20 protein-coding genes are annotated in these 24,718 nt (G+C 60.9%); 4 read left to right on the top strand and 16 right to left on the bottom strand.

Annotation, left to right across the window (positions count from 1 at the left end; all coding sequences use genetic code 11):
* Nucleotides 1–84: 84 nt before the first annotated feature.
* The 9 genes from KHP07_RS21780 to amaB all read right to left on the bottom strand — a co-directional run bounded on the left by KHP07_RS21780 (nt 85) and on the right by amaB (nt 11,217).
* Nucleotides 85–990: a cation diffusion facilitator family transporter gene (locus tag KHP07_RS21780; RefSeq protein ID WP_078046626.1), complete on the bottom strand. Its 906-nt coding sequence runs from the start codon at nt 988–990 to the stop codon at nt 85–87.
* Nucleotides 991–1,173: 183 nt separating this feature from the next.
* Nucleotides 1,174–1,941: an SDR family oxidoreductase gene (locus KHP07_RS21775; RefSeq protein WP_078046625.1), complete on the bottom strand. Its 768-nt coding sequence runs from the start codon at nt 1,939–1,941 to the stop codon at nt 1,174–1,176.
* 803 nt (nt 1,942–2,744) lie between these two features.
* Nucleotides 2,745–3,461 (bottom strand): ABC transporter ATP-binding protein, encoded by a 717-nt coding sequence (locus KHP07_RS21770; RefSeq protein ID WP_078046624.1) that lies wholly within the window; start codon nt 3,459–3,461, stop codon nt 2,745–2,747.
* Entirely contained in the window at nt 3,458–4,333 is an 876-nt protein-coding gene (locus tag KHP07_RS21765; RefSeq protein ID WP_025857340.1) for an ABC transporter ATP-binding protein, read from the bottom strand. Before KHP07_RS21765 ends, KHP07_RS21770 begins: the two co-directional genes overlap by 4 nt.
* Nucleotides 4,330–5,607: a high-affinity branched-chain amino acid ABC transporter permease LivM gene (gene livM / locus KHP07_RS21760; protein WP_078046623.1), complete on the bottom strand. Its 1,278-nt coding sequence runs from the start codon at nt 5,605–5,607 to the stop codon at nt 4,330–4,332. The genes KHP07_RS21765 and livM overlap by 4 nt, the downstream gene beginning before the upstream one ends.
* A gap of 2 nt (nt 5,608–5,609) precedes the next feature.
* A complete protein-coding gene (locus tag KHP07_RS21755) occupies nt 5,610–6,524 on the bottom strand; it encodes an ABC transporter permease subunit (protein ID WP_010213575.1) in 915 nt (304 codons plus the stop codon).
* Between the two features lie 234 nt (nt 6,525–6,758).
* Nucleotides 6,759–7,895: a branched-chain amino acid ABC transporter substrate-binding protein gene (locus KHP07_RS21750; protein ID WP_078046622.1), complete on the bottom strand. Its 1,137-nt coding sequence runs from the start codon at nt 7,893–7,895 to the stop codon at nt 6,759–6,761.
* A 374-nt stretch (nt 7,896–8,269) separates the two neighbouring features.
* Nucleotides 8,270–9,553 (bottom strand): L-pipecolate oxidase, encoded by a 1,284-nt coding sequence (amaA, locus tag KHP07_RS21745; RefSeq protein ID WP_099493495.1) that lies wholly within the window; start codon nt 9,551–9,553, stop codon nt 8,270–8,272.
* 173 nt (nt 9,554–9,726) lie between these two features.
* Nucleotides 9,727–11,217, bottom strand: a complete 1,491-nt coding sequence (gene amaB / locus KHP07_RS21740; protein WP_214498006.1) for an L-piperidine-6-carboxylate dehydrogenase — start codon at nt 11,215–11,217, stop codon at nt 9,727–9,729.
* A 154-nt stretch (nt 11,218–11,371) separates the two neighbouring features.
* Between amaB and KHP07_RS21735 the strand changes: the two genes are divergently transcribed.
* From KHP07_RS21735 to nadE, 3 genes are all read left to right on the top strand, one after another.
* Nucleotides 11,372–12,262: a LysR family transcriptional regulator gene (locus KHP07_RS21735; protein ID WP_099493497.1), complete on the top strand. Its 891-nt coding sequence runs from the start codon at nt 11,372–11,374 to the stop codon at nt 12,260–12,262.
* 207 nt (nt 12,263–12,469) lie between these two features.
* Nucleotides 12,470–13,684, top strand: a complete 1,215-nt coding sequence (pncB, locus tag KHP07_RS21730; RefSeq protein WP_012721934.1) for a nicotinate phosphoribosyltransferase — start codon at nt 12,470–12,472, stop codon at nt 13,682–13,684.
* 3 nt (nt 13,685–13,687) lie between these two features.
* On the top strand, nt 13,688–14,515 hold the full coding sequence (gene nadE / locus KHP07_RS21725) for an NAD(+) synthase (protein WP_078046618.1): 828 nt from the start codon (nt 13,688–13,690) through the stop codon (nt 14,513–14,515).
* Between the two features lie 194 nt (nt 14,516–14,709).
* Here the strand turns inward: nadE and azu are convergent, their stop codons facing one another.
* Nucleotides 14,710–15,156 (bottom strand): azurin, encoded by a 447-nt coding sequence (gene azu / locus KHP07_RS21720; RefSeq protein ID WP_100491613.1) that lies wholly within the window; start codon nt 15,154–15,156, stop codon nt 14,710–14,712.
* Between the two features lie 333 nt (nt 15,157–15,489).
* Here azu and KHP07_RS21715 point away from each other — a divergent pair, with 333 nt between their 5' ends.
* Entirely contained in the window at nt 15,490–15,672 is a 183-nt protein-coding gene (locus KHP07_RS21715; RefSeq protein WP_100491614.1) for a hypothetical protein, read from the top strand.
* 46 nt (nt 15,673–15,718) lie between these two features.
* Here the strand turns inward: KHP07_RS21715 and KHP07_RS21710 are convergent, their stop codons facing one another.
* The 6 genes from KHP07_RS21710 to ssp4 all read right to left on the bottom strand — a co-directional run bounded on the left by KHP07_RS21710 (nt 15,719) and on the right by ssp4 (nt 24,542).
* Complete coding sequence (locus KHP07_RS21710) at nt 15,719–16,609, bottom strand: transglutaminase family protein (protein ID WP_078046616.1); 891 nt, start codon at nt 16,607–16,609, stop codon at nt 15,719–15,721.
* The gene (locus KHP07_RS21705) at nt 16,609–19,095 is read right to left on the bottom strand and encodes a circularly permuted type 2 ATP-grasp protein (protein ID WP_214498005.1); all 2,487 of its coding nucleotides are present in this window, start codon (nt 19,093–19,095) and stop codon (nt 16,609–16,611) included. The genes KHP07_RS21710 and KHP07_RS21705 overlap by 1 nt, the downstream gene beginning before the upstream one ends.
* Nucleotides 19,096–19,242: 147 nt before the next feature.
* Complete coding sequence (locus KHP07_RS21700; protein WP_100491616.1) at nt 19,243–22,533, bottom strand: transglutaminase family protein; 3,291 nt, start codon at nt 22,531–22,533, stop codon at nt 19,243–19,245.
* A gap of 187 nt (nt 22,534–22,720) precedes the next feature.
* A complete protein-coding gene (locus KHP07_RS21695; protein ID WP_214498037.1) occupies nt 22,721–23,116 on the bottom strand; it encodes a hypothetical protein in 396 nt (131 codons plus the stop codon).
* 50 nt (nt 23,117–23,166) lie between these two features.
* Nucleotides 23,167–23,625 carry a hypothetical protein gene (locus tag KHP07_RS21690; protein ID WP_099493500.1) on the bottom strand — a complete coding sequence of 153 codons (459 nt, stop codon included), beginning with the start codon at nt 23,623–23,625 and terminating at the stop codon, nt 23,167–23,169.
* On the bottom strand, nt 23,622–24,542 hold the full coding sequence (ssp4, locus tag KHP07_RS21685; RefSeq protein WP_078046612.1) for an Ssp4 family T6SS effector: 921 nt from the start codon (nt 24,540–24,542) through the stop codon (nt 23,622–23,624). The genes KHP07_RS21690 and ssp4 overlap by 4 nt, the downstream gene beginning before the upstream one ends.
* Between the last annotated feature and the right edge of the window lie 176 nt (nt 24,543–24,718).

Genomic DNA, 24,718 nt, shown 5'->3' with positions numbered 1-24,718 from the left:
AGTTTGGCCGAGTACATCCTTGAAACACGGTCGAAATGTGGGAGCGGGCTTGCTCGCGAAGGCGTCAACTCGGTCTCACTGACCTCACGCAATCCACTTGCGATCCCCGGTAAAGCTGATCGTTAGCCAACGCGCCGCATCCGGCGTGCCGAGCCCTGTGGATATCTCTTCGCGCAGCGCGTCGAGGGTCGCGACGTTATCCACCGGGTAATCCGCCGGCAGCACCACATGAATCTCGATAAACCGCGCCCGCCCGTGCTTTTGCACGTACGACACGTAGTCGTCGAAACCATGTTTGGCCTGCACCGCCTCCATCACTTCGCGCACTTTGTCGTCCAGGTGGTCTGGCGCAATCCCCAGCACCTCGCGCAATGCCGGGCGCAGGATCTTGAACGCCGGCGCCAGCATGCTCAGGGCCAGCAGGATCAGGATCAACGGGTCGACGTATACCGCCCACTCGCCATAGCCCTGGGATTTGAGCAACAGTGCCGCCAGAAAGCTGATCAGCAAGCCCACCGACAGCATCGCGTCCACCAGCCAACTGATGTTATCGAACTGGATCAGCGATGATTTCAGCCTGCGATTGCGGTAGCGCACGTAGAAGAAGTAGGCGAACTCGACGACGGTAAACACCGCCGCGTAGATGATCACCAACCCCAACTCGATCTCGCGGCCGCCATTGATGATGCCGAACACACCGTTGAGGAACGCATAGATGGCGATCAGCAACAGGAAACTGCCTTCGATCAGCAGCACCATGGGTTCCAGGTGCCAATAGCCGAACTGGAAGCGCTCGTTGCTTTTCTTGGCGATCAGCTTGGCCGTGATCAGCATCAACACCTTGATAGCGGTGGCGATCAGCGAGAAAAAGCCGTCGAACAGAATGGATTGGGCGCCGGATACCACACCCGTGACGATCCCGGCGATCGCGACAGCGAACATCAGGATGGTCGATTGTTTGAGCAGTGCCTGCTCACCTCGGTTACTCACATTTCCTCCCGTCAAAACCTTAAATCCGCACAGTGCGGAGGGGTTTTACCGGGTGGAGTGTACCTTATGTCGTGTTTTGGCCGATTTGCCGCATGGTTACCGGTAAAAACCTGATCCTGTGGTGAGCGGGCTTGCCCCGCGCGAGGCAAGCTCGCTCACCACAAAAACCAGCAGGACGGAGCGTCAGCCCTTGGCGCCACGCTCAATCGCAAACCCAGCCCAGGTCTGGCTCACCGGCATCAGTTCCAACCGGTTGATATTCACGTGCGCCGGTGTGTTGAGCACCCAGAAGATCGTGTCGGCGATGTCCTGCGGCTGGATCGGCTCGGCACCCGCATAGGTCGCGTCATAGCGCGCCTGATCGCCGCCAAAACGCACCAGTGAGAACTCGCTCTCGCACAGGCCTGGCTCAATGTTGGTGACGCGCACGCCGGTGCCCTGCAGGTCGCAGCGCAGGTTCAGCGAGAACTGCTTCACGAATGCCTTGGAGCCGCCATACACATGGCTGCCCGGGTAGGGGTAGCTGCCGGCGATGGAGCCCAGGTTGATGATACCGGCGCCACGGCCATGGGCGATCAGGCGCGGCAGCAGCAGGCTGGTCGTGGTCAGCAGGCCCTTGATGTTGGTGTCGACCATGGTTTCCCAATCGTCGAGGCTGCACTTGGGCGCAGGGTCAGTGCCCACGGCCAGGCCGGCGTTGTTGATCAGCCCGCGCAGCTTGGCGAACGACGGAGGCAGGTTGGCGATGGCGTCTTCCATGCCTTTGCGATCCCGCACATCCACCACCAGGCCGTGTACTTCGGTCTGCTTGGAAAGCTCTTCGACCAGCGCATTCAGGCGGTCGCCACGACGGCCAGTGAGCACCAGTTTCCAGCCGGCTTCGGCAAAACGACGGGCGCAGGCTTCGCCGAAACCTGAGGTTGCGCCAGTAATAAACAGCGTGTCGGACATGGTGTTCTCCTTGCGGGCATCGGGGAAAAAATCAGCCAGCAGAATGCCCGTACGCCGCGATGGCGGCAACCGCTATGCACACAACTTCACGCGCACCTGATCATTTTTTAACCATGACGAGCAACGCCATATAAACCGTGGCTTGCAGCTATATGCGCGCAGGTTATCCACAGCTGCGCCCACAGTCTTTGGGGGCAAGTGCAAAATGCCTCAGGCCTTTATACACAAGGGTTTCAGGCGGTTTTAGAAAGTTTTTTGCTTGACCTTGGCGGGAGCGTATGTAGGCCCCAGGAAGAACGGGAAATCGGAACGATGGCTCCAGGCCAGTCATTCCGGCCTCTGCGGCGGTCTTTCCAGAGTTTAGTCACAGACTTATCCACAGGCTGTATAGACATTTTTCGGTCATATACCTGTGTCTTTAAACAGGTTGACAAAGTGCTGGAGCGGTCACTAAAAACCGCCTGATCAAATATTAACCATCGCGCTACAGGCCCCGTATTTATTGGCGTCCAGCCAGCTACACCCACGTTACCCACAGCCGGTTCCACAGCGGATGGGGACAAGTCAAAACTGTGACAAAACAGGGATTTGCGGCGGCTATATGTCGCGCTTTGGAGGGGAGCCAGATTTGTTTTCCACAATTTGGCAGCGGCCTTGTGAACACCGCAAAAACAAATGTGGGAGCTGGCTTGCCTGCGATGCAATCTCCTCGGTTCAACTGATAGACCGAGGCGTTTGCATCGCAGGCAAGCCAGCTCCCACATACAGCAGCCACCTACAGGAGGCCTGCATCAAGTTTTACATCAGTGCCCGCCAAGGTAGGCGTTGCGCACTTCCTCGTTCACCAGCAATTCCTTGCCGGTGCCGGTCAGGCGAATCTCGCCGTTGACCATCACGTACGCGCGGTCCGACAAGCGCAGCGCATGGTTGGCGTTCTGTTCCACCAGGAAGATGGTCATCCCGGTGGAGGCCAGCTCGCGCAACGTCGAGAAGATCTGCTTCACCACAATCGGCGCCAGGCCCAGGCTCGGTTCATCCAGCAGCAACAGCTTGGGCCGGCTCATCAGCGCGCGGGCGATGGCGAGCATTTGCTGCTCGCCGCCGGACATGGTCATGGCGCGCTGGTTACGCCGCTCCTTGAGCCGTGGAAACAGCTCGAACATGCGCTGCATATCTTCTTGGGCAAACTTGTCGCCAATCGGGATGGTGCCCATCAGCAGGTTCTCCTCGACGGTCATGTCAGGGAACACCCGCCGCCCTTCCGGCGACTGCGCAATGCCGTTGGAGGCGATGTAGTGCGACGACTTGTGGGTAATGTCCACGCCGTTATAGATGATCTGCCCCGACTCGGCCCGTGGCTGGCCGAAGATCGACATCAGCAGCGTGGACTTGCCCGCGCCGTTGGAGCCAATCAGGCTGACAGTTTCGCCTTCATTGATGTGCAGCGAGACTTTTTTCAGGGCCTGGATTGGGCCGTAATACACGTCCAGGTCCTTCATTTCGAGGATAGGTGCACTCATACCAACTCCTCTTCGTCAGCGCCCAGGTAGGCGGCAATCACTTTCGGGTCGTTGCGGATCGCGTCCGGCCCGCCTTCGGCGATCACGTTGCCGTGGTCGAGCACCACGATGTGGTCGGAAATACTCATCACCATGCCCATGTCGTGTTCGATCAGCACCACCGTGAGGTCGTGTTCGTCGCGCAACAGGCGAATCATCGCGCTGAGGGCTTCGGTTTCCTGGGGGTTGAGGCCCGCAGCGGGTTCGTCCAGGCAGATGATCTGCGGCCGGGTGCACATGGCGCGGGCGATTTCCAGGCGGCGCTGTTGACCGTAGGAGAGTTCACCCGCCAGGCGGTTGGCGCAGTCCACCAGGTCCACCACTTCCAGCCAGTAGAAGGCGTGGTCGAGGGCATCGCTTTCAGCCTTGCGGTAGCCCTTGGTGTTGAGAATGCCCGCGAGCATGTTGCGGTTGACCCACATGTGCTGGGCCACCAGCAGATTCTCCAGCACCGACATTTCCTTGAACAGGCGAATGTTCTGGAAGGTACGCGCCAAACCGGCACGGTTAACCAGGTGGGTGCCGCCAAACATCTTGTAGTAAACGCGGCTGAAAAAGCTCTTGGGCGACACAAAGTCGGTGGCCTTGAAGCGCTCGCCCAGCAGTTGGATCACGTTGGTCTGCTTGCCACGGATGTTGAGTTCGATCTTGCCGCCGCTGGCTTTGTAGAAACCGGTAAGGCAGTTGAACACCGTGGTCTTGCCGGCGCCGTTGGGGCCGATCAGGGCGAAGATCGAGTTGCGTTCGACCTTGAGGCTCACGTCGCTCAAGGCCTTGATGCCACCGAAGTGCATCATCAGGTGTTCCACGGAGAGCACGACTTCCTTGCTCATGGCGCTACCCCCTTACGTGGCGTCACACCGGTGCGGCTGATCCGGATCAGGCCGCGCGGTCGCCAGATCATCATCACTACCATCAACACGCCAAACAGCAGCACGCGGTACTCGGAGAAGCTGCGCAGCAGCTCGGGGGCGACGGTCAATACAAAGGCCGCGATCACCACGCCCACCGTCGAGCCCATGCCGCCCAGCACCACGATGGCCAGGATCAGCGCCGACTCGAAGAAGGTGAACGATGACGGGTTGACGAAGCCCTGGTAGCTGGCAAAGAACACACCGGCCAAACCGGCAGTCGATGCACCGATGGTGAAGGCCGAGAGCTTGACCAGCACGTGGTTCAGGCCCATGGAACGGCAGGCGATTTCATCTTCGCGCAGCGCTTCCCAGGCGCGGCCTACCGGCATGCGGGTCAGGCGATGCTTGATGTACAGCACGGCCAGCACCACCAGGAACAGCACAATGTAGATGAACAGGAATTTGATGTTGGGGTTGTAGTCGATGCCGAAGAATTCATGGAAGGGAACCCCGCCATCCTTCGCGCGCTTGCCGAACTCCAGGCCGAGGAAGGTCGGCGAGGGCACCGGCATGCCGTTGGGTCCGCCGGTAAACGACAGCCAGTTGTTGAGCACCAGACGGATGATTTCACCAAAGCCCAGGGTCACGATGGCCAAATAGTCACCGTGCATTCGTAGCACCGGGAACCCGAGTATGCACCCCGCCAACGCTGCGGCGATGGCCGCCAATGGCAACACGGTCCAGAAGCCCAGGCCCAGGTATTGATAACCCAGAGCAAGGCCGTAAGCGCCGATGGCGTAGAACGCCACGTAACCCAGGTCGAGCAAGCCGGCCAGGCCCACCACGATGTTGAGGCCCAGGCCGAGCAACACGTAGATCAGCCCGAGGATCACCACGGTCAGCAGGTACTTGTTGGCGAAGATCGGAAACACGATGGCGATCACGATCAGTGCTGGGATGATCCAGCGCAGCCGCGACTTGTAGTCCGGCGCCAGCACATGCACGCCAGAGCCACTGCTCTCAAAGCCCTGCAAAATCTTCACGCCCTTGGGGGTTTGCAGGAACAGGCTCATGGCAAAGCGGCCGACCATCACAATGGCCACCAGCAGGCCCACGCGGGCCGGTTCCAGGTTGAAGCTGTAGCCGTCGAGTACAACGCCGACGATCGGACCGAACACGATCAGCGAAATCAGCCCGGCGAGGACCGTATCGACCACACTTTTCTTGATATCGATTGGTTTGGCAGCAGACATGTTTACACCTTCGCCACAAGTGGGCGACCAAGCAGGCCCTGGGGACGGAAAATCAGAATCACCACCAGCAGGGAGAAACTGAACACGTCTTTGTAGTCAGAGTTGATCAACCCCGAGAACAACGACTCGGAGATACCGAGGATGATCCCGCCCAACATCGCCCCAGGCAGGGAGCCGATGCCGCCGAGTACCGCTGCGGTAAATGCCTTGATGCCGATGATGAAGCCGGCATAGAAGTCGAAGGTGCCGTAGTTGAGGGTGATGAGCACGCCGGCCAATGCAGCCATGGCGGCACCGATGACGAACACGTAGGAGATCACCCGGTCGGTGTTGATGCCGAGGATCGACGCCATCTTGCGGTCTTGCTGGGTCGCGCGGCACATGCGGCCGAGCTTGGTGTACTTGATCACGTAGGTCAGCAGGGCCATGCCGGCGAAGGCGGCGACCAGGATGAAGACCTTGGTATACGTGAGCTGGACGAACCCGCTGCCGATGTCGACACGCCAGGCCCCGGCCAGCAGGGTAGGAATACCTTGTTGCTTGGCGCCCTGGGCGATCTGCGCGTAGTTCTGCAGGATCAGGGAGATGCCGATGGCGCTGATCAGCGGCGCCAGTCGGGTGGAGTTGCGCAGCGGTTTGTAGGCGACACGCTCGATGACCCAACCGTAAACGCCAGTGACGACCACGGTGAAGATCAAGGTGCCGAGAATGAGCAGCGGGAAGGATTCGATGCCGAAGTAAGCCAGCAGTGCCAGACTGATCGCCGCGAGGTAAGCGGAAATCATATAAACCTCGCCGTGGGCGAAGTTGATCATGCCAATGATGCCATAGACCATTGTGTAGCCGATGGCGATCAGGCCATAGACCGACCCGAGGGTCAGGCCGTTGACCAGTTGCTGCAGGAAAATACCATCCATAACGCAATCTCACGCGGTGAGCACCTGCACACCGGTGGGTGTGCGGCGCTTCTGGAGGAAAAAACAGAGTCGTTGCTGGACACGATGCAGTTGGCAACCTCGATCCCCTGTGGGAGCTGGCTTGCCTGCGATAGCGGTTTCACATTCAACGCAGGTGTCGACTGTCAGTCCGTCATCGCGGGCAAGCCCGGCTCCCACAGTGGCTCTGTGGTGCCTGCGTGGTCGCGTTAATGCTTACTTCTGTTTTTCCAGCTGATGGTATTTGCCGTCTTTATCCCACTGGTAAACCACGTAGTCGGAGATTTTCAGGTCGCCCTTGGAATCCCAGGCTTTTTCGCCCATGACGGTTTTTACCGGGTGAGCCTTGAGCCACTTGGCGGCATCTTCACCCTTGTTGGACTTGGCACCGTTGAAGCCGGCGGCCAGGGCCTGGACCGACGCGTAGGCGTACAGGGTGTAGCCTTCTGGCTCGGTACCGTTCTTACGGAACTCTTCCACCACCGCCTTGCTGTCTGGCAGCAGGCGCGGGTCAGCGCCGAAGGTCATGTACACGCCATCGACGTATTGCTTGCCGCCAGCGGTGGCCACCAGTTCGTCGGTCACAACACCGTCATCGGACATGAACTTCACGTCTTTCAGACCGGCTTCACGGATCTGGCGAACCAGTGGACCGGCTTCCGGGTGCAGGCCGCCGAAGTACACGACGTCGGCACCGGTGGAGCGAATCTTGGTGACCAGGGCGCTGAAGTCTTTCTCGCCACGGGTCAGGCCTTCTTCCAGCACTGGCTTGACGCCGCGCTTGGTCAACTGGGCAGCGGTAGCGTCAGCCAAGCCTTTGCCGTAGGTGTCCTTGTCGTTGATCACGGCGACTTTCTTGCCCTTGAGCACGTCGACGATGTAGTCGCCGGCAACGATGCCTTGCTGGTCGTCACGGCCGCACATGCGGAACATGGCGCCAAGGCCACGTTCGGTCACTTGTGGGTTGGTGGAACCTGGGGTGATCGCGATGATGCCCGCTTCGTCATACACCTCGGACGCCGGGATGGTGTTGGAGGAGCAGAAGTGGCCGACCACGCCGATCACTTTGTCCTGGTCTGCCAGGCGGTTGGCCACAGCCACGGCCTGCTTGGGTTCGCACGCATCGTCGCCGGCAACCAGCACGATTTTCTCACCGTTGATGCCGCCGGCCTTGTTGATCACATCGGCTGCCGCTTGGGCACCCTTCATGTACTGCTCACCGAAAGCGGCGTTGGCACCGGTCATCGGCCCCGCTACGCCAATCTTCACATCAGCTTGAACAAACGCAGAAACACCCAGCGCCGCTGCAACGGCGAGGGCCAGAAAACCTTTCTTGTAAAACGTCTGGGACATGAGTGGTGCTCCGATATTTTTGATTTTTGGCACGACAACTTGCGTTCAAACTTTTCACTGAAAGCCCAGAGCAAGGCGCGTGCCATTACGTTTTTATTCTTCAAAAAGACACGGTGTCATTGTTATTGCAGGCGTTTCGCCTCCATTCGCCAGGACGTGCAACCCTCTAGCATCAGAAGGTGCAACCAGTGAGTCCAGAAAGTACAACCTCGGCAGGTCGCACCTGCAACCAAAGCTATAAACGACAGTTCCTACAGCTGTAACAGACCGCGTAACGGAACTGCACATTTACAGTGCGTGATTGCTACGACTTGCACCAATACAGATTAGTAGCCTGCTAAGAAAATGCAGGCTTCTGAGCGGTATTTCGCTGATCAGATAACGATCCTCAAGCATTGCCCAGCGTGATACAGCGAGAATCCTGCTTCATAAAGACAGCTGCGCAGTCCCACCCCGGCCAACGGCTGCATGGGCGCGAAGGGGATCGGCAACGCCTGGGGATTCTGGTGACACAGGTAGTCGGCAAACGCCTTGCCGACCACGCTGCCGGTGGTCACGCCACGCCCGTTATAGCCCGTTACTGCCACGAGGCCAGGGGCGGGCTCGAACAGGCGCATCAAGTGATCCGGGGTGAAGGCGATGCAGCCGGTCCAGGTGAATTCCCACTGCACCGATTTGAGGTACGGGAAGTAATGCTGCTGCACCCGATCGGCCCACGCCTTGAGGAACCATGCCGGTTTCTGGTTGCCATTGCCCAGGCTGCCGAGCAACAGACGGCCATCGGCATCACGGCGGATGCTGCTCAGCACCTGGCGCGTGTCCCAGGAGCCCTGGCCACCGGGCAGGATCTGTTTGGCGGCGTCGTCCGTCAGCGGAGCCGACGCGACCTGATAGTAGTAACCGGGAAAAAAATTGCGCCGTAGTTCGGTCCATTCGCCTTCGGTGTAGGCATTGGAGGCGATCACCACCTGTGCAGCCTGCACTGAACCCTGGGCGGTCTGCACCGACCAGTGCGCGCCTTGGCGTTCAAGCTGGGTGACGGGAGAATGGTCGAATAACTGCCCGCCCAGACCGACCGCCGCGTTGGCCAAGCCACTGGTATAGGCCATCGGGTTCAGGGTGCCGGCGCGCCGGTCCAGCAAGGCGGCAGCGATTTTCCGGGTACCGGTGGCCAGCTCGCAAGCCTGGCCGGTGAGCAGTTCCACCGGTGCGCCACGGCGCTTCCATTGTTCTTCGCGACTGCGTAAATCCGCCTCGCCACGGGCGTTGTGCGCCATGTGCAAGGTGCCTTCACGGCGCAGTTGGCAATCGATGGTGTATTTGTCGATCAGGCTGAACACCAGCGACGGTGCCGCGCCCAACATGCGGTTGAGCTGGCTGCCCACCGCCTCGCCAAAACCGGCTTCGATGTCGTCCGGCGGGATCCACATGCCGGCGTTGACCAGCCCGACGTTGCGCCCCGAACCACCATGCCCGGTGCGATGAGCCTCCAGCACGGCGACGCTTTTACCCTGCTCCAGCAAATGAATGGCTGCCGAAAGGCCCGTGATCCCGGCGCCGATCACACACACATCGACCTTGACCTCACCCTTGAGCGCCGCACGATCCGGCCGGCCAGGGGTGAGGTGCTCCCACAAACATGTTTCGCGTAGTGCCATTGCCAGACTCCGGGATGAAACCTAACAAACAACTGTTATTTTGAATTGCAAACCCAATCAAATGTGGGAGCTGGCTTGCCTGCTATGCAGGCACCTCGGTGTATCAGGTACCCCATGGTGATGCTATCGCAGGCAGGCCAGCTCCCACATTGACCGCGCTTCGACTTCAGGAATCAGTCGAAAGTAATGCCCTGGGCCAGCGGCAATTCCAACGAGTAGTTCACGGTGTTGGTCTGGCGACGCATGTACCCGCGCCACGCATCCGAACCCGACTCACGCCCGCCGCCGGTCTCTTTCTCACCGCCAAACGCGCCGCCGATTTCCGCGCCGCTCGGGCCGATGTTGACGTTGGCGATGCCACAGTCACTGCCGACCGCCGACATGAACTGCTCGGCTTCACGCACGTCGGTGGTGAAGATGCACGACGACAAGCCTTGCGGCACGGCATTGTTCAGGCGCAGGGCTTCGGCGAAGTCGGTGTAGCCCACCACGTAGAGAATCGGCGCAAACGTCTCGGTGCACACCACATCACTTTGCTCGGGCATTTCCACAATCGCCGGCGACACGTAATAAGCGTTGGGGAATGTGTCCTCCAGTTGGCGCTTGCCGCCGAACACCTTTCCGCCTTCGCTCAAGGCTTGCTCCAGGGCGTCCTGCATGTTGTCGAAGCCATGCTTGTCGATCAGCGGGCCGATCAGGTTGCCTTCCAGCGGGTGGCCGATGCGCACCTTGGAATAGGCGGCCTTGAGGCGGGTGACGATTTCATCCTTGACCGATTCATGGGCGATCAGGCGGCGCAGGGTGGTGCAACGCTGGCCGGCAGTGCCGACGGCGCTGAACAGGATGGCGCGCACGGCCATGTCCAGGTCGGCACTTGGGCCGAGGATCATCGCGTTGTTGCCGCCCAGCTCAAGGATGCTGCGGGCAAAACGTGCGGCGACTTTCGGCGCCACTTCGCGGCCCATGCGCGTGCTGCCGGTGGCGCTGATCAGGGCGACGCGCGGGTCATCCACCAGCGCGGCACCGGCATCGCGACCGCCGATGATCACCTGGCTCAGGTACTCGGGGGCGCCGTCGAATTTCTTCAGCACACGCTCGAACAGCGCCTGGCAGGCCAGGGCGGTGAGCGGGGTCTTTTCCGACGGTTTCCAGATCACGGCGTTGCCGCACACCAGGGCCAGGGCGGTGTTCCACGCCCACACGGCCACCGGGAAGTTGAAGGCGCTGATCACGCCGACCACGCCCAGCGGGTGCCAGGTTTCACGCATGTGGTGGCCCGGACGCTCAGAGGCGATGGTCAAACCGTACAGCTGGCGCGACAGCCCGACAGCGAAGTCGCAGATGTCGATCATTTCCTGCACTTCGCCCAGGCCTTCCTGGGTGATCTTGCCGGCTTCCCAGGACACCAGTTCACCCAGGTCCGCCTTGTATTCGCGCAATACATCGCCAAATTGGCGCACCAGTTCGCCACGGCGCGGGGCCGGCACCTTGCGCCAGGCGTCGAATGCATGCTCGGCGCGACTGACCTGCTGCTCCACCTCGGCGGCACCTTCCCAGTGCACGCTGCCGATGCGGCTGCCATCAATCGGCGAATGCACGGGCTGTTTGCCCGACTGGTACAGCGCCGGGTTTACCCCGAGACGATCAAGCAATGCGGCAACCATGGGTCACTCCTTCAATCTACAAACAGAAAAATTGCGCCGCCACCGACACGGCGATCCAGACCTTATTTGTAGCTGGCCCAAGACTTGCCAACAAACGACGATTAGGCGAGATATCATTCCGTTTATTCATGCAAAGAATAAAAAGAGGCGTGCCGTGCTGAACAAAAGACATTTGCCCTCGATCACTGCCCTGCAGTGTTTCGAGGCCGCCACCCGCCACTTGAGCTTCACCCGCGCCGCCGAGGAGCTGAACCTCACGCAGAGCGCGGTGAGCAAACAGGTGGCGCAACTGGAAGAACTGCTGCAACACCTGCTGTTTCGCCGGGTGCGTCGGCGCTTGCAGATGACCCCGGCAGGCGACCTGTACCTGGTGGAAGTGCGCAAGATCCTCACCCAGGTGGAGATGTCCACCCATTACCTGCGCTCCTACGGCGGCGAAACCGAAGTGCTGCGCGTGTCCACGCCCTACACCTTCGGCGCGCGCTGGCTGGTGCCGCGCCTCAAGGGCTGGCGCCTGCGTCATCCGCAGATCCATTTGGACCTGTGCAACGAGCAGGAGCCGGACGAGTTGCTGCAAGGCAAGGCCGACATGGCCTTCTACTTCGGCCAGGGCTCACGGCCGGGCACCGAAAGCCTCAAATTGTTCAGCGAAGCGTTGGTGCCGGTGTGCGCGCCAGAAAGCCTGCCGGCGCAGCCGTTCACCGATCCCACGCAACTGAGCGACCTGGTGCTGCTGCAAAACGCTTCGCGTCCCCAGGGCTGGCACGACTGGTTCGCCAGCCAGGGCTTCCACACCGAGCACAGCTATCACGGGCCACGCTTCGACACCTTCTATATGTGCATTCGGGCCGCGCAGGTGGGCTGTGGCGTGGCGTTGTTGCCGCGCTTTCTGGTGGAAGAAGAGTTGGCCGAAGGCAAGCTGGTCATTCCCTGGCAGCATGCAATGCCGAGCCAGGATGCGTATTACCTGGCCTACCCCGAACATTCGGCGGAGGTGCCCAAGGTGCGTGAATTTGTGAAGTGGATGATGGAGCAGGTGCTTTAGCGCCTGGAGAATCGCCTTCGCGAGCAAGCCCGCTCCCACACTTGAAATGCATTCCAAAGGTGGGAGCGGGCTTGCTCGCGAAGGCGTCGGTAGCTCCAGCGCAAAAAATCACTGGCAAAACCCCACAGGTCTATGCGCCACTAGCCCCCTTCCTCAATTGTGCGTAAAGGTCGGCGCCCATCGCCGACCCGTCTGGAGATTCCCGTTATGAGCGAGAGTGTGTTTGCCGATCGCATCGTGCAGAACTTGCTCGACACCGACTTCTACAAGCTGACCATGATGCAGGCGGTGCTGCACAACTACCCCAACGTGGAAGTTGAATGGGAGTTTCGTTGCCGTAACAGCGAAGACCTGCGCCCGTACCTGGCGGAGATCCGCTACCAGATCGAGCGCCTCGCCGAGCTGAGCCTGAGCCCGGACCAGTTGGGTTTCCTGGAACGCATCAGCTTTATGAAGCCGGACTTTTTGCGCTTCCTCGGGCTGTTCCGCTTCAACCTGCGCTACGTGCAGACCGGCATCGAGAACGGTGAGTTGTTCATCCGCCTGCGCGGGCCGTGGCTGCATGTGATCCTGTTTGAAGTGCCGATGCTGGCTATCGTCAGCGAAGTGCGTAACCGCTATCGCTACCAGACCGTGATCCTCGAACAGGCCCGCGAGCAGCTGTACCGCAAGTTCGACTGGCTGACCGCCAACGCCAGCAGCGACGAGCTGTCCGAGCTGCAAGTGGCTGACTTCGGCACGCGTCGGCGCTTCTCGTACCGCGTGCAGGAAGAAGTGGTCAGCGTGCTCAAGCATGACTTCCCCGGGCGCTTCGTCGGCACCAGCAACGTGCACCTGGCGCGCGAGTTCGACATGAAGCCGCTGGGCACCATGGCCCACGAATGGATCATGGCCCACCAGCAACTCGGCCCGCGCCTGATCGACAGCCAGATCGCCGCGCTCGACTGCTGGGTCCGCGAATACCGTGGCCTGTTGGGTATCGCCCTGACCGACTGCATCACCACCGACGCGTTCCTGGGCGACTTCGACCTGTACTTCGCCAAGCTGTTCGACGGCCTGCGCCATGACTCCGGCGATCCCGTGCAATGGGCAGAAAAGGCCATCGCCCACTACCACAAGCTCGGCATCGAGCCGATGAGCAAGACCCTGGTGTTCTCCGACAGCCTGTCGTTGCCCAAGGCCCTGGAGATATTCCGCGCCTTGCGGGGTCGGATCAATGTGAGCTTTGGCATCGGCACCAACCTGACCTGTGACATTCCAGGTGTCGAGCCGATGAGCATCGTGCTTAAAATGACCGCCTGCAATGGCCAGCCCGTCGCGAAGATCTCCGATGAAGCGGGCAAGACCCACTGCACCGACCCGAATTTCGTCGCCTATTTGCGTCATGTTTTCAAAGTACCTGCCATCTCTAGCAAGGAGTGAATCATGCAAGCCGTACAGCGTGAGATTGCTGAACAGCTCAAGGTCCAAGCACCGTTCAACGACCAGGCGGCCCTTGAGGCCGAGGTTGCCCGCCGCGTGACCTTTATCCAGGACTGCCTGCGCAATTCCGGGCTCAAGGCGTTGGTGCTGGGCATCAGCGGTGGCGTCGATTCCCTGACCGCAGGCCTGTTGGCCCAACGTGCGATGCAGGAACTGCGCGCCAGCACCGGCGATGAGGCCTACCGTTTTATCGCCGTGCGCCTGCCGTACGAAACCCAGTTCGATGAGATCGACGCCCAGGCGTCGGTGGACTTTATCGAGCCGGACGAGCGCCACACCGTGAACATCGGCCCGGCGGTGAAAGCCCTGGCCAATGAAGTGGCGGCATTTGAAGGCAAGGCCGCGGTGTCCCGCGACTTCGTGCTGGGCAACACCAAGGCTCGCATGCGCATGGTGGCGCAGTACACCATCGCTGGCGCGGCCGGTGGCCTGGTGATCGGTACCGACCATGCGGCGGAAGCGGTGATGGGTTTTTTCACCAAGTTCGGTGACGGCGCGTGCGACCTGGCGCCGTTGAGCGGCCTGGTGAAGAACCAGGTGCGTGCGATTGCGCGGCACTTTGGCGCGCCGGAATCGTTGGTGGAGAAGATTCCGACTGCCGACCTCGAAGACCTGTCGCCGGGCAAGCCGGACGAAGCGTCACATGGCGTGACCTACGCCGAGATCGATGCATTCCTGCACGGCGAGCCGGTGCGTGAGGAAGCGTTCAAGATTATCTGCGACACCTACCGCAAGACCGAGCACAAGCGGGTCATGCCGTTTGCGCCGTGAGGTGAACCAGATAGGCTTGTGCTGACTGTTAGACCGCTATCGCAGGCAAGCCAGCTCCCACAGTTGACTGAGTTCCAGCATGAGAATGCGCTTGAATGTGGGAGCTGGCTTGCCTGCGATGAACGATGACTCAGTTCAACTGAACGCCCACAAAAAAGCGCCCCTCGAGGCGCTTTTTTTCGATCGAAATCGGCTTACTTGACGGTCACAGTGCCTTTCATCATCGAGATGTGGCCTGGGAACGAGCAGAAGAACGCGTAGTCAGTCCCGGCTGCCAGCTTCGACACATCGAAGGTCACCGAATCTTTCTCGCCAGCCCCGATGATCTTGGTGTGGGCGATGATGCGGTCATCACCGGGTTTCAGGTAGTCCTTGTCGATACCGGCAGTCATGCCGTCGGAGGCAACCGGCTGCATGTTGGCGGCGCTGGTCAGCACCCAGTTATGGCCCATGACGTTTTTCGGCAGGTTGCCGGAGTGAGTCAGCTCGACGGTGAATGTCTTGCAGCTCTTGTCGATTTCAATGGCTTTGGTGTTGAAGGACATTTGGTCAGTGGAGTCGACAGTGACCTTGCACTCTGCAGCAAGCAACTGGCCGCTCGCCAGAGTCAGCAGGGAAACAGCAACGAGTTTGGCAAACATGTGAATCTCCAAGGCAGGGTTTAGAAAACGCGTATTGCGACAAAGGGTGCCTGAAGCAGGCAAGAATTCTTATGATCTGAATCAACAGATTGTATACAACTTTAGGCTATCAGACTTATCAACACAATCTACCAGCTAAAGTACTGCCACCTGCCTATGATCGGCCCATCACCCACTGGAGTCCGAGCCATGCACCTCAATCAACTGTTCAACGGCCTGCTGGCCGCTTACGCCTGCGGTAAGTGAAGGCCAAGCGCACCTTGAAGCTGCTACCATGTCGTCCCAAGGCAGCTGCGCGCCGCCACCCTCACCTTCGACCCTAGAGGATCGCCCATGGCCAAACCTAATTACTCCTTCGCCAAACGTCAGAGAGACTTGGCCAAGGAACAGAAGAAAGAGGAAAAACTGCAACGCAAGAAAGCCGCTGCAGATGAAGAAGCCGGCGCACTGAACCCGGATGCCGATGGTGAAGTAACGAGCGACGAGCCCGAAACACCAAAGGATCCGGCTGAATAATTTCCTTTGTGCTGAGCCGGCTCACCCGGCTCGGCACAATCAATCGCTATTCCAGTGGCATCACCGTCACCCGTACCTCCGGGTCATGGCTCCCTCCCCCCAGAATCACTCCCCGCAACGGCGACACATCGGAAAAGTCCCGGCCCCAGGCCAGGGTGATGTGCTCCAGTGCCGGCTGCACATTGTTCGTCGGATCAAAATCCACCCAGCCTGAAACCGGGCAATACACCGACACCCACGCATGGGACGCATCGGCGCCGATCAGCCTTGGCTGGCCGGGCGGTGGCTGGGTGAGCAGATAACCGCTGATATAGCGCGCCGCCAGGCCACGCGAACGCAGGCAGGCGAGCATCAAGTGGGCGAAGTCCTGGCATACACCGCGTCGGCGCTCCAGCACTTCCACCAGCGGGGTAGCCACCTGGGTAGCTTCGGCATCGAAGGTGAACTCGCTGAAGATCTTTTCCATCAACGCCTGCACGCCCAACAGCAAGGGTTCGCCAGGGGGGAAACAGCTTTCGGAGAACTCAACGAAGGTTTTCTTCAGGTGCACGTAGGGTGATTCGAACCGGTAGCGGCAGGCTTCGATCAGCTGCGGCGACATGGCCTGGCTGCTGTAGGTCAGGCTGTCGCGGGTTTGGTCCCAGGCCGGCGACTGCTGGAAGTCCAGCATTGGCCGCGCCAGCACTTCCACGGTCAGCCCGGCATTCACCAGCAGTTCATCATGGGGCCGCTCGAACGCCAGGCGGGTGATGGGATTACCGAACACATCCAACTCATCGCGGCGCGACGTCGGTTCCGGGCTGATATCCAGCTGTTGCGAGCTGCAGCGCTGCCAGGCGCACGGCCGTGGCCACAGGTGCGCCAACTGTTGGGCCAGGGACACCGGGCTGTCGTAGTGGTAATGGGTATCGTGGAAAATCTGGTAGCGCGCACTCATCACACCGACACCGTTTGCTGGCTGACATCATCCACATGGGCAAAATGGCGCAAGGCCAAACGGTCCGACACTTGCCCACTCTCATCGGCGACTGCTTGCAGCAGGTCCGCCAGGCCGTCCAACGCGGCACGCACGCTGGCCTCACCAAACAACGGGTTCTCCAGGCAACCCAGATCGAATCGCGCCAGGCGCTCCACCAACGGGCCGAGACCGGTTTCCCGTGGCACACCAAAGTCGTCATTGAGACGCCGCAGGGTGCGGCTCACCAACTTGAGCTGGAACAACACCGCATGGGGGTTCTGCTCGTCCAGCAACAGCAGGTCGAGGACCGGGATCAACTGCGGCACCGCCAGGTAGCGCGAGCGATAGGTAATGCTGCTGTTGCCCAGCTCCAGCAACCACTCCAGCCCAGCCTGATCGAACACTGCCACGCCACGCAGGAATGCGGCGAGGCTGCTGCTCAGAAACTGCAGCCGCTCGATGCGCCGGCCCATCATCAAGAAACGCCAGCCTTCGTCGCGAGTCATGTCGTCCAGGGCAAACCCGGACAACGCCGCCAGGGACATCACCAGGCGGTTGAGGAAATCCAGTAACTCGCCAAAGTCCGGGGTGTCACGTTCCAGCTCCATGGCTTCGCGTTGCAGCTCCACCAGGGCCTGCCAGTTCTCCCGGGACAACTTGCCGCGCACCTGGGACGCCGCCCACTGCAAGCGTTGCAGGTTGGCGCGCAGGCTCGACGGCCAGTCATCGCCGAGCAGTGCCGCCAGCAGGCGTTCGGGCAACTCGCCCTCTTCCGGCAGCAGTCGCAGGTTTTCGCCCAGCTCGACCGCCGCCTGCAAGGCCAGCGGGTCGTCGCCATCCACATAACGCGCCAGCACGATACGCAGCCAACGCGCGCTGTCGTCGCAGCGTTCGCAATAACGCCCGAACCAGAACAGGTTTTCCACCACGCGGGACGGCAGGTAGGGATCGCGGCGCACCAGGTCATGGGCGCCAATCGCCCGCTGTGCGCGCCAGTGCTCGCCACCGGCGGCGCGTTCGCCGAGCACCCAGGTGTCCTTGCTGGCGCCGCCACGTTGCATCGACACCACTTCGGCATCGGCTTCCGCCGCTACACGCGTCAGGCCGCCGGGCAGCACGCGGTAACCCTCGTCACTCGCCACGGCGTATACGCGCATGCCAATCGCGCGGTGTTGCAGGTGGTCATCCACGGTGTGCCACACCGGCGCCTGGGACAGTTGCGCCAGTTCCTGGGCAACGTAAGCGTAGGGGCGCGCGCGCATGCGTTCGGCCAGGGCCTGGCGCTGTTCGTCGTCCAGGTCACGGCCAAATACCGGCGCAAAACTCTGCGACGGAAACGCCGGCTTGATCAGCAACTCCGGCAGTTTCTCCAGCGCTTCAGCGAGTACCGGCGCTTCACCGCACCACCAGGTGGCGATGGACGGCAAGATCAATGCTTCGCCAAACAGGAACTCGTTGATCTTCGGCAAAAAGCCCAGCAGACCGGGGGACTCCAGCACGCCGCTGCCCAGGGCATTGGCCACCAGCACATTGCCTTGGCGCACCGCGTCCAACAGGCCGGGCACGCCGAGGGCGGAGTCGGTGCGCAGTTCCAGCGGGTCGCAGAAGTCGTCATCCAGGCGCCGCATGATCGCGTGCACCCGGCGCAGGCCGCTGAGGGTTTTCAGGAATACCGTGCTGTCGCGCACCGTGAGATCACCGCCTTCTACCAGCGGGTAGCCGAGCTGGCGGGCGAGGTAGAGGTGTTCGAAATAGCTTTCGTTGAACCGGCCAGGCGTGAGCAGCACGATCAGCGGCGGCTGGTCATCACCGGGCGCCTGGCGGGCCAGGGTTTCCTGCAAGGTGCGGAAAAAACCGGTGAGGTGCTGGACCTGCAAATCCCGGTAAAGATCCGGGAACGCCCGGGACACAATGGTGCGGTTCTCCAACGCATAACCGGCACCGGAAGGCGCCTGGGTGCGGTCGGCGGTGACCCACCAACGGCCATCCGGCGTGCGCGCCAGGTCCACGGCGTACAGGTGCAGGAACGCTCCGTCCGGCGGCTGGATGCCCTGGCACGGCCACAGGAAGTTGTTATGGCCGAACACCAGCTCGGCGGGCAGCAAGCCTTCCTTGATCAGGCGCTGCGGGCCGTACAGGTCGGCGAGCACGGCGTTGAGCAGGCGCGCACGCTGGGCGATCCCCGCCGACAGCTGCTGCCATTCATCGGCGGCCAGCACATGGGGCAGCAGGTCCAGTTCCCACGGGCGGTCGGCGCCCTTTGGGTCGGCGTAGACGTTGTAGGTCACGCCGTTTTCCTGGATCTGTCGGGTCAGCAACGCCTGGCGCTGGGCCAGTTGGGCAGGCGTGCTGCGTTGCAGGTGGTCGAGCAGGCGCTGCCAATGGGCACGTACCGCGCCGCTGTCGTCCAGCAATTCGTGATAAGTGCCCGCGGTCAGCGGGTAACGGTCGAGCAAGTCGGACATGGAACGCTCGGCAGAGGCAAGGGGGCTCAGATTAACTCAACAAACACTGCAAATCCCCTGTAGCCCCCGGCTTTTGTGGTGAGCGGGCTTGCCCCGCGCGAGGCAAGCTCGCTCACCACAAAAGCTAGCGTCCACAGGGGATCGCATTCAGTCATTTTTATTGGGGAAACGACGTAGATCCAGGGTCATCGGCAATTCGTCGTTAATGACAACCGTCGGCACCTCGAGCTTCCCCGGGCTATGCCCCAACCGGAAAAAACGCGCCATGCGCCGGCTCTCCGCCTCGTTGGCATTCACCGGCAAGCTGTCGTAATTGCGCCCGCCCGGATGGGCAACATGGTACTGGCAGCCGCCCAGCGAGCGTTGCATCCAGGTATCCAACACGTCGAACACCAACGGCGCATGCACGGCGATGGTCGGTTGCAGGCAGTTGGCCGGTTGCCACGCGCGGTAACGCACCCCGGCCACGAACTCCCCGACTCGCCCGGTAGCGTGCAGTGGCACTGGGATTCCGTTGCAGGTCAGCAGGTAGCGTTGCGGTGGCAGCCCGGTCAATTTGACTTGCAGGCGCTCCAGGGACGAATCCACATAACGCACCGTGCCGCCCACCGCGCCCTCTTCGCCCAGCACATGCCAGGGTTCCAGGGCCTGGCGCAGTTCCAGTTCGATACCACTGACGGCGTAATCGCCCACCTTGGGGAAACGGAATTCCAGGTGCGCGGCGAACCATTCGGCGCGCAGCGGGTAGCCGGCCGCGTTGAGTTCGACAATCACGTCGGCGAAGTCCTGCTCGATAAAGTGCGGCAACAGGAAACGATCGTGCAGTTCGGTGCCCCAGCGCGCGAGCTTCGGCGGCGCATAGGGCTCGCGCCAGAAGCGTGCGACCAAGGCGCGCAGCAACAGTTGTTGGGTCAGGCTCATGCGCGCATGGGGCGGCATTTCAAATGCACGCAACTCCAGCAGGCCCAGGCGGCCGGTGGCGCCGTCGGGCGAGTAGAGTTTGTCGATGCAGAATTCGGCGCGGTGGGTGTTGCCGGTCACGTCGATCAGCAAGTTGCGCAGCAGGCGGTCCACCAACCATGGCGGGCATTCTTCACCGGGTTCGGGCATTTGCGCGAAGGCGATTTCCAGCTCGTACAACGCATCGTTGCGTGCCTCATCCACCCGTGGCGCCTGTGAAGTCGGGCCGATGAACAGGCCGGAGAACAGGTAGGACAACGACGGGTGGTTGTGCCAATAGCTGATCAGGCTACGCAGCAAGTCGGGCCGGCGCAGGAACGGCGAGTCCTTGGGTGTCGCACCACCGAGCACAAAGTGGTTACCGCCACCGGTGCCGGTGTGGCGCCCGTCGATCATGAATTTCTCAGTGGTCAGGCGGGTTTGCCGGGCCTCTTCGTAGAGGAACTCGGTGCGTTCCACCAACTCGTCCCAACTGGCGGACGGCTGCACGTTGACCTCGATCACGCCGGGGTCCGGCGTGACGCGGAAGTTGCTCAGGCGCGTGTCCGCTGGCGGTTCATAGCCTTCCAGCAATACCGGACAGTGCAGTTCTTCGGCTGTCGCCTCAATGGCGGCCACCAATTCCAGATAGTCCTCGACACGCTCAAGGGGCGGCATAAACAGGTAGAGGCGCCCTTCCCGCGCCTCGGCACACAGCGCGGTGCGGGTCAGCCAGTCGGCGGACTCGTCGACCTTGGGCACGCGTTCATCCACCGGCGCAGGGTCGCCATGGCTTTGCAGTTGGGAGGTGGTCGGCAGCTCCGGCTGGTCCTGGTTAGGGTCCGTCGGGTGCACAAATGGGTACTCGGCCGCCGTCACCCAAGGCTGCGAGGCCAGTGGCAGACGATAACCCAGGGGCGAATCCCCCGGCACCAGGCGGCAATGGTTGTCACGCAGGTACCAGCGCCCGCTTTGCCAGCGGTCATTGGCCGCCGTGCGCGCCAGCGGCAGCACTTGGCCGATGATTTTATCCAGGCCCTGGGCGAACACTTTGCGCAGGCGTTCGCGCTCCAGGTCGTCGCTCAGACGTGGGTCTTGGGCGGTGACGTTTTGCGGCAGCGCACCTTCGCGCCACAGGTAGTAGAAGTTGTCTTCAAAGGCCGGGAACACAAAGCGTGCCGGCAGTTTCAAGCGCTCAGCGACGCTGGCCAGGAAACGCCCGGCCAGGGCGCCATCCGCGCCATAGTCCTGTTGTTCATCGGCGATCAACGCGCTGTTGTGCCAGATCGGCACGCCATCGCGGCGCCAGTAGCAATTGAGCGACCAGCGTGGCAGTTGCTCGCCGGGGTACCACTTGCCCTGGCCGAAGTGCACCAGGCCCTTGGGCGCGTAGTGCTTGCGCATGCGCTGGAACAGCTCGGCGGACAGGCGGCGTTTATCCGGCCCGAGCGCGGCGGTATTCCACTCGGCGCCGTCGGGGTCATCGATGGACACAAACGTCGGCTCGCCGCCCATGGTCAGGCGCACGTCGTCCTTGAGCAGGTCGCCGTCAATCTGCCGACCCAAGGCCTGGATCGCCAGCCATTGTTCTTCGGTGTAAGGCTTGGTGACCCGTGGGGCTTCCCAAATCCGCTCGACCGACATTTCGTGGGTGAACTCACACTCGCACGGTTCCACCAGCCCACTGATCGGGGCGGCAGACGAGGGATCGGGACTACACGCCAACGGAATATGCCCTTCACCCGCGAACAGCCCGGAGGTGGCATCCAGGCCGATCCAACCGGCGCCGGGTAAATACACTTCGCACCAGGCGTGCAGGTCGGTGAAGTCCACTTCGGTGCCGGACGGGCCGTCGAGGGCTTTGACGTCGGCGGTCAACTGGATCAGATAGCCAGACACAAACCGTGCTGCCAAACCCAGGTTGCGCAGCAACTGCACCAGCAACCAGGCCGAGTCGCGGCAGGAGCCGGAGGCATTTTCCAGAGTGAACTCCGGGGTTTGCACGCCCGGCTCCATACGGATCAGGTAGCCAATATCAGCCGCCAGGCGCTGGTTGAGCCCCACCAGGAAGTCCACCGCCGGCAGTGGCGTGCGGTCGATACCCGCCAGGTACGCGGCGAACTTCGGCGTCAGCGGCAGGGTTTCCAGGTACGGCGCCAGTTCGCGTTGCTCATCGGCGGCGTAGCGGAAGGGGATTTTTTCGGCGTAGGGCTCAAGGAAAAAGTCGAAGGGGTTGAACACCGCCATTTCGGCGACCAGGTCGACCTCGATGCGCAACTCATCCGTTTTTTCCGGAAACACCAAGCGCGCCAGGTAATTACCCTGGGGGTCTTGCTGCCAATTGATGAAATGCTGCTCGGGCAGCACTTTCAGCGCGTAGGACAGAATTCGCGTCCGACTATGGGCCGCCGGGCGCAACCGCACGATCTGTGGGCCGAGTTCGACAGCGCGGTCATAGCGGTAATGCGTAACATGGTGCAACGCGACATGAATCGACACGGCGGCCTCCTGCGAGCCAGGGCATGGACACAAAGCGCGCAAGACTTATGCCAGAGCGGCGGTCATTGCGCTTTATCGTAAGACCCGGTGCAGTACAGCACCAAAACGGCGCCAACGGGGGCGCCGTGGTGCAAGTGACGCACATATTTGTGGCGCGGATGTGAGGGTGGGTGGGGAATCTACCCAATCAGCCGGTTTTGCGCTTGGCGATCGCGGCTTGGCGCATGTGGCGGATCTCAAGCAGCTTCTGGCGCATTTCGCGATGGCGCTTGCTGTTGAGCAGCAACAATCCAAGCAGCGGGAAGAGCACAGCCGAGCCATAGACCAGCGTGTGCAGGTCGTATTGAATCATTGGCAGTACGAACAACAGGCAAGCGCCGAGATAGCCCGCCACCAGTTTCGTCGCCCACGGATAGCCGCGCGCGATCATGACGTTGCCAAATACCAGCACCGCGACCAGCATCAGGATCGCAGCGCCCGAACAGCCGGATTTAAGCGCGGGATCAGTGTCGCGCAAATAGGTTACGCCCGCCGTGGAAACCGCAGCGGAGCCGGAAAAGATCGCCATGAAAATCGTGCCCATGAACACGGGGAAATAGCGCGCGAAAAAACCGGTTATCGACGGCGACGCCTTCACATGCGGCTACTCGGCCCAACGGTTGATTTGACAGATTGCCGAATGCGACGGATTCCCACCAGTTTTGCACGCATCTCTCGTTGAACCTTGCTGTTAAGTATCAACAATCCAAGGAACGGGAATAACAGCGCCAACCCATAGAGAACTTTATGAGGCTGGTACTGAAGCATTGGGACGACAAACAGTAGACAGGCGACGTAGATGCCGACCATCACCCACACCCAGGAGGGTCGGCCCCGCAAAATCATAAAGTTGCTATGGACCGTCAACAGAATGAGCAGCGCCCCGGCAGACATGATCTTGAGCCCCACTTGAGCAATGGGCGCATCACGAAAATAGGTGATGAACGCCAGCGCCACAGCCAACGCCAAAGAAAAACACGCAGCAAATACGCCGCCCATAAACGTCAGAAAGTATTGCCTGAAAAAGTCGCGTAGCGTCATTAACTCGTTCATTCGTTTATTTCCTCGTACAACCCAATCGCGATGGTATTGACGTTTCCGGAGTAAGCACTCCCGCCAAATCCTATGGTTGCGCCGAGGACGTCTTTGATCTGGGTAGTGGTGCTGTGCTTGAGCTGCGTCGGGGTGAAACGCTTGGTGAGTTCGCCCGACGCCTGCCTCAATTTGATCATCTTCGCGGTCAAGCTGGGATGGTTGATGCTCAGCAGTTCTTTCGTCAGCTTGGCTCTTTCCTGGCGATTCAAACCGCGAAGCACATCACGCAGGCTCTTGCCCGTCGATGCTTTGGCGGCCCTGACCAGCTTGACCGTCGTCAGGGCCGAAGCGCCCACGCCTGCCAGTGATACGGCGTCCAGCACGATGGACGCATTCTGGTACCAGCCTTCACTGTCGAGCGAATCCTTGACCTCAGGTTTGGCGACTTCCAGCGCTGTTCGGGCAATGCCGTTAAAGCACTGAAGCGTACTCGCGCCAGCAGCCGCATACCCCACTACAACGATGACGGAACTGGCGCCAGCGCTGAAAGGCACCAGAATGGTTCCACTGGCGATCGCAGCCCAACTGATGACCGCCCCCAAGCAGGAGACTCCGGTATTCACGGCTTCGCCAATCAGTCGCGACTCTCGAGGATTGCTCACGACATGTTGAGCAAACTGCGTTGGCGCAATGTACTTCTGCGCTTCACGCAAAATGATGCGCTTGGGCTTGATGCTGCAGATGGGCTTGAATTCGCGCAGGGTAATGACGTTGAAGTCGGCGTCGATGTATACGACGCCTGCGCCAACGATACCTGGATCGGCGTCGATGGCCGCGAACAGGCGCGGCAGGTTGATCTGGCTTTCAATGCGCTGGCGCGCCATGAACTGCGAGCGGTTTGAGTCCATGCCGATGCCGGCAAGGGGGTTGCCCATGAGTGTTCTTCCTTGATGATGCTGACAGTACGGGCCTCATCGCGGGCAAGCCCGGCTCCCACACTTGATCGGGCTGACACAATTTTGATTTGTGAACCCGGTCAACTGTGGGAGCTGGCTTGCCTGCGATGGCGATTTAATGGTCGCCACCTTAACAAACAGGCTCGCCACCGAAT

Origin of the sequence: Pseudomonas sp. VS40, from assembly GCF_018587885.1 — a bacterium.
GTDB lineage: Bacteria > Pseudomonadota > Gammaproteobacteria > Pseudomonadales > Pseudomonadaceae > Aquipseudomonas > Aquipseudomonas pergaminensis.
Note: the sequence above shows the minus strand (reverse complement) of the source record. Positions and strands in the feature narration are given on the sequence as shown.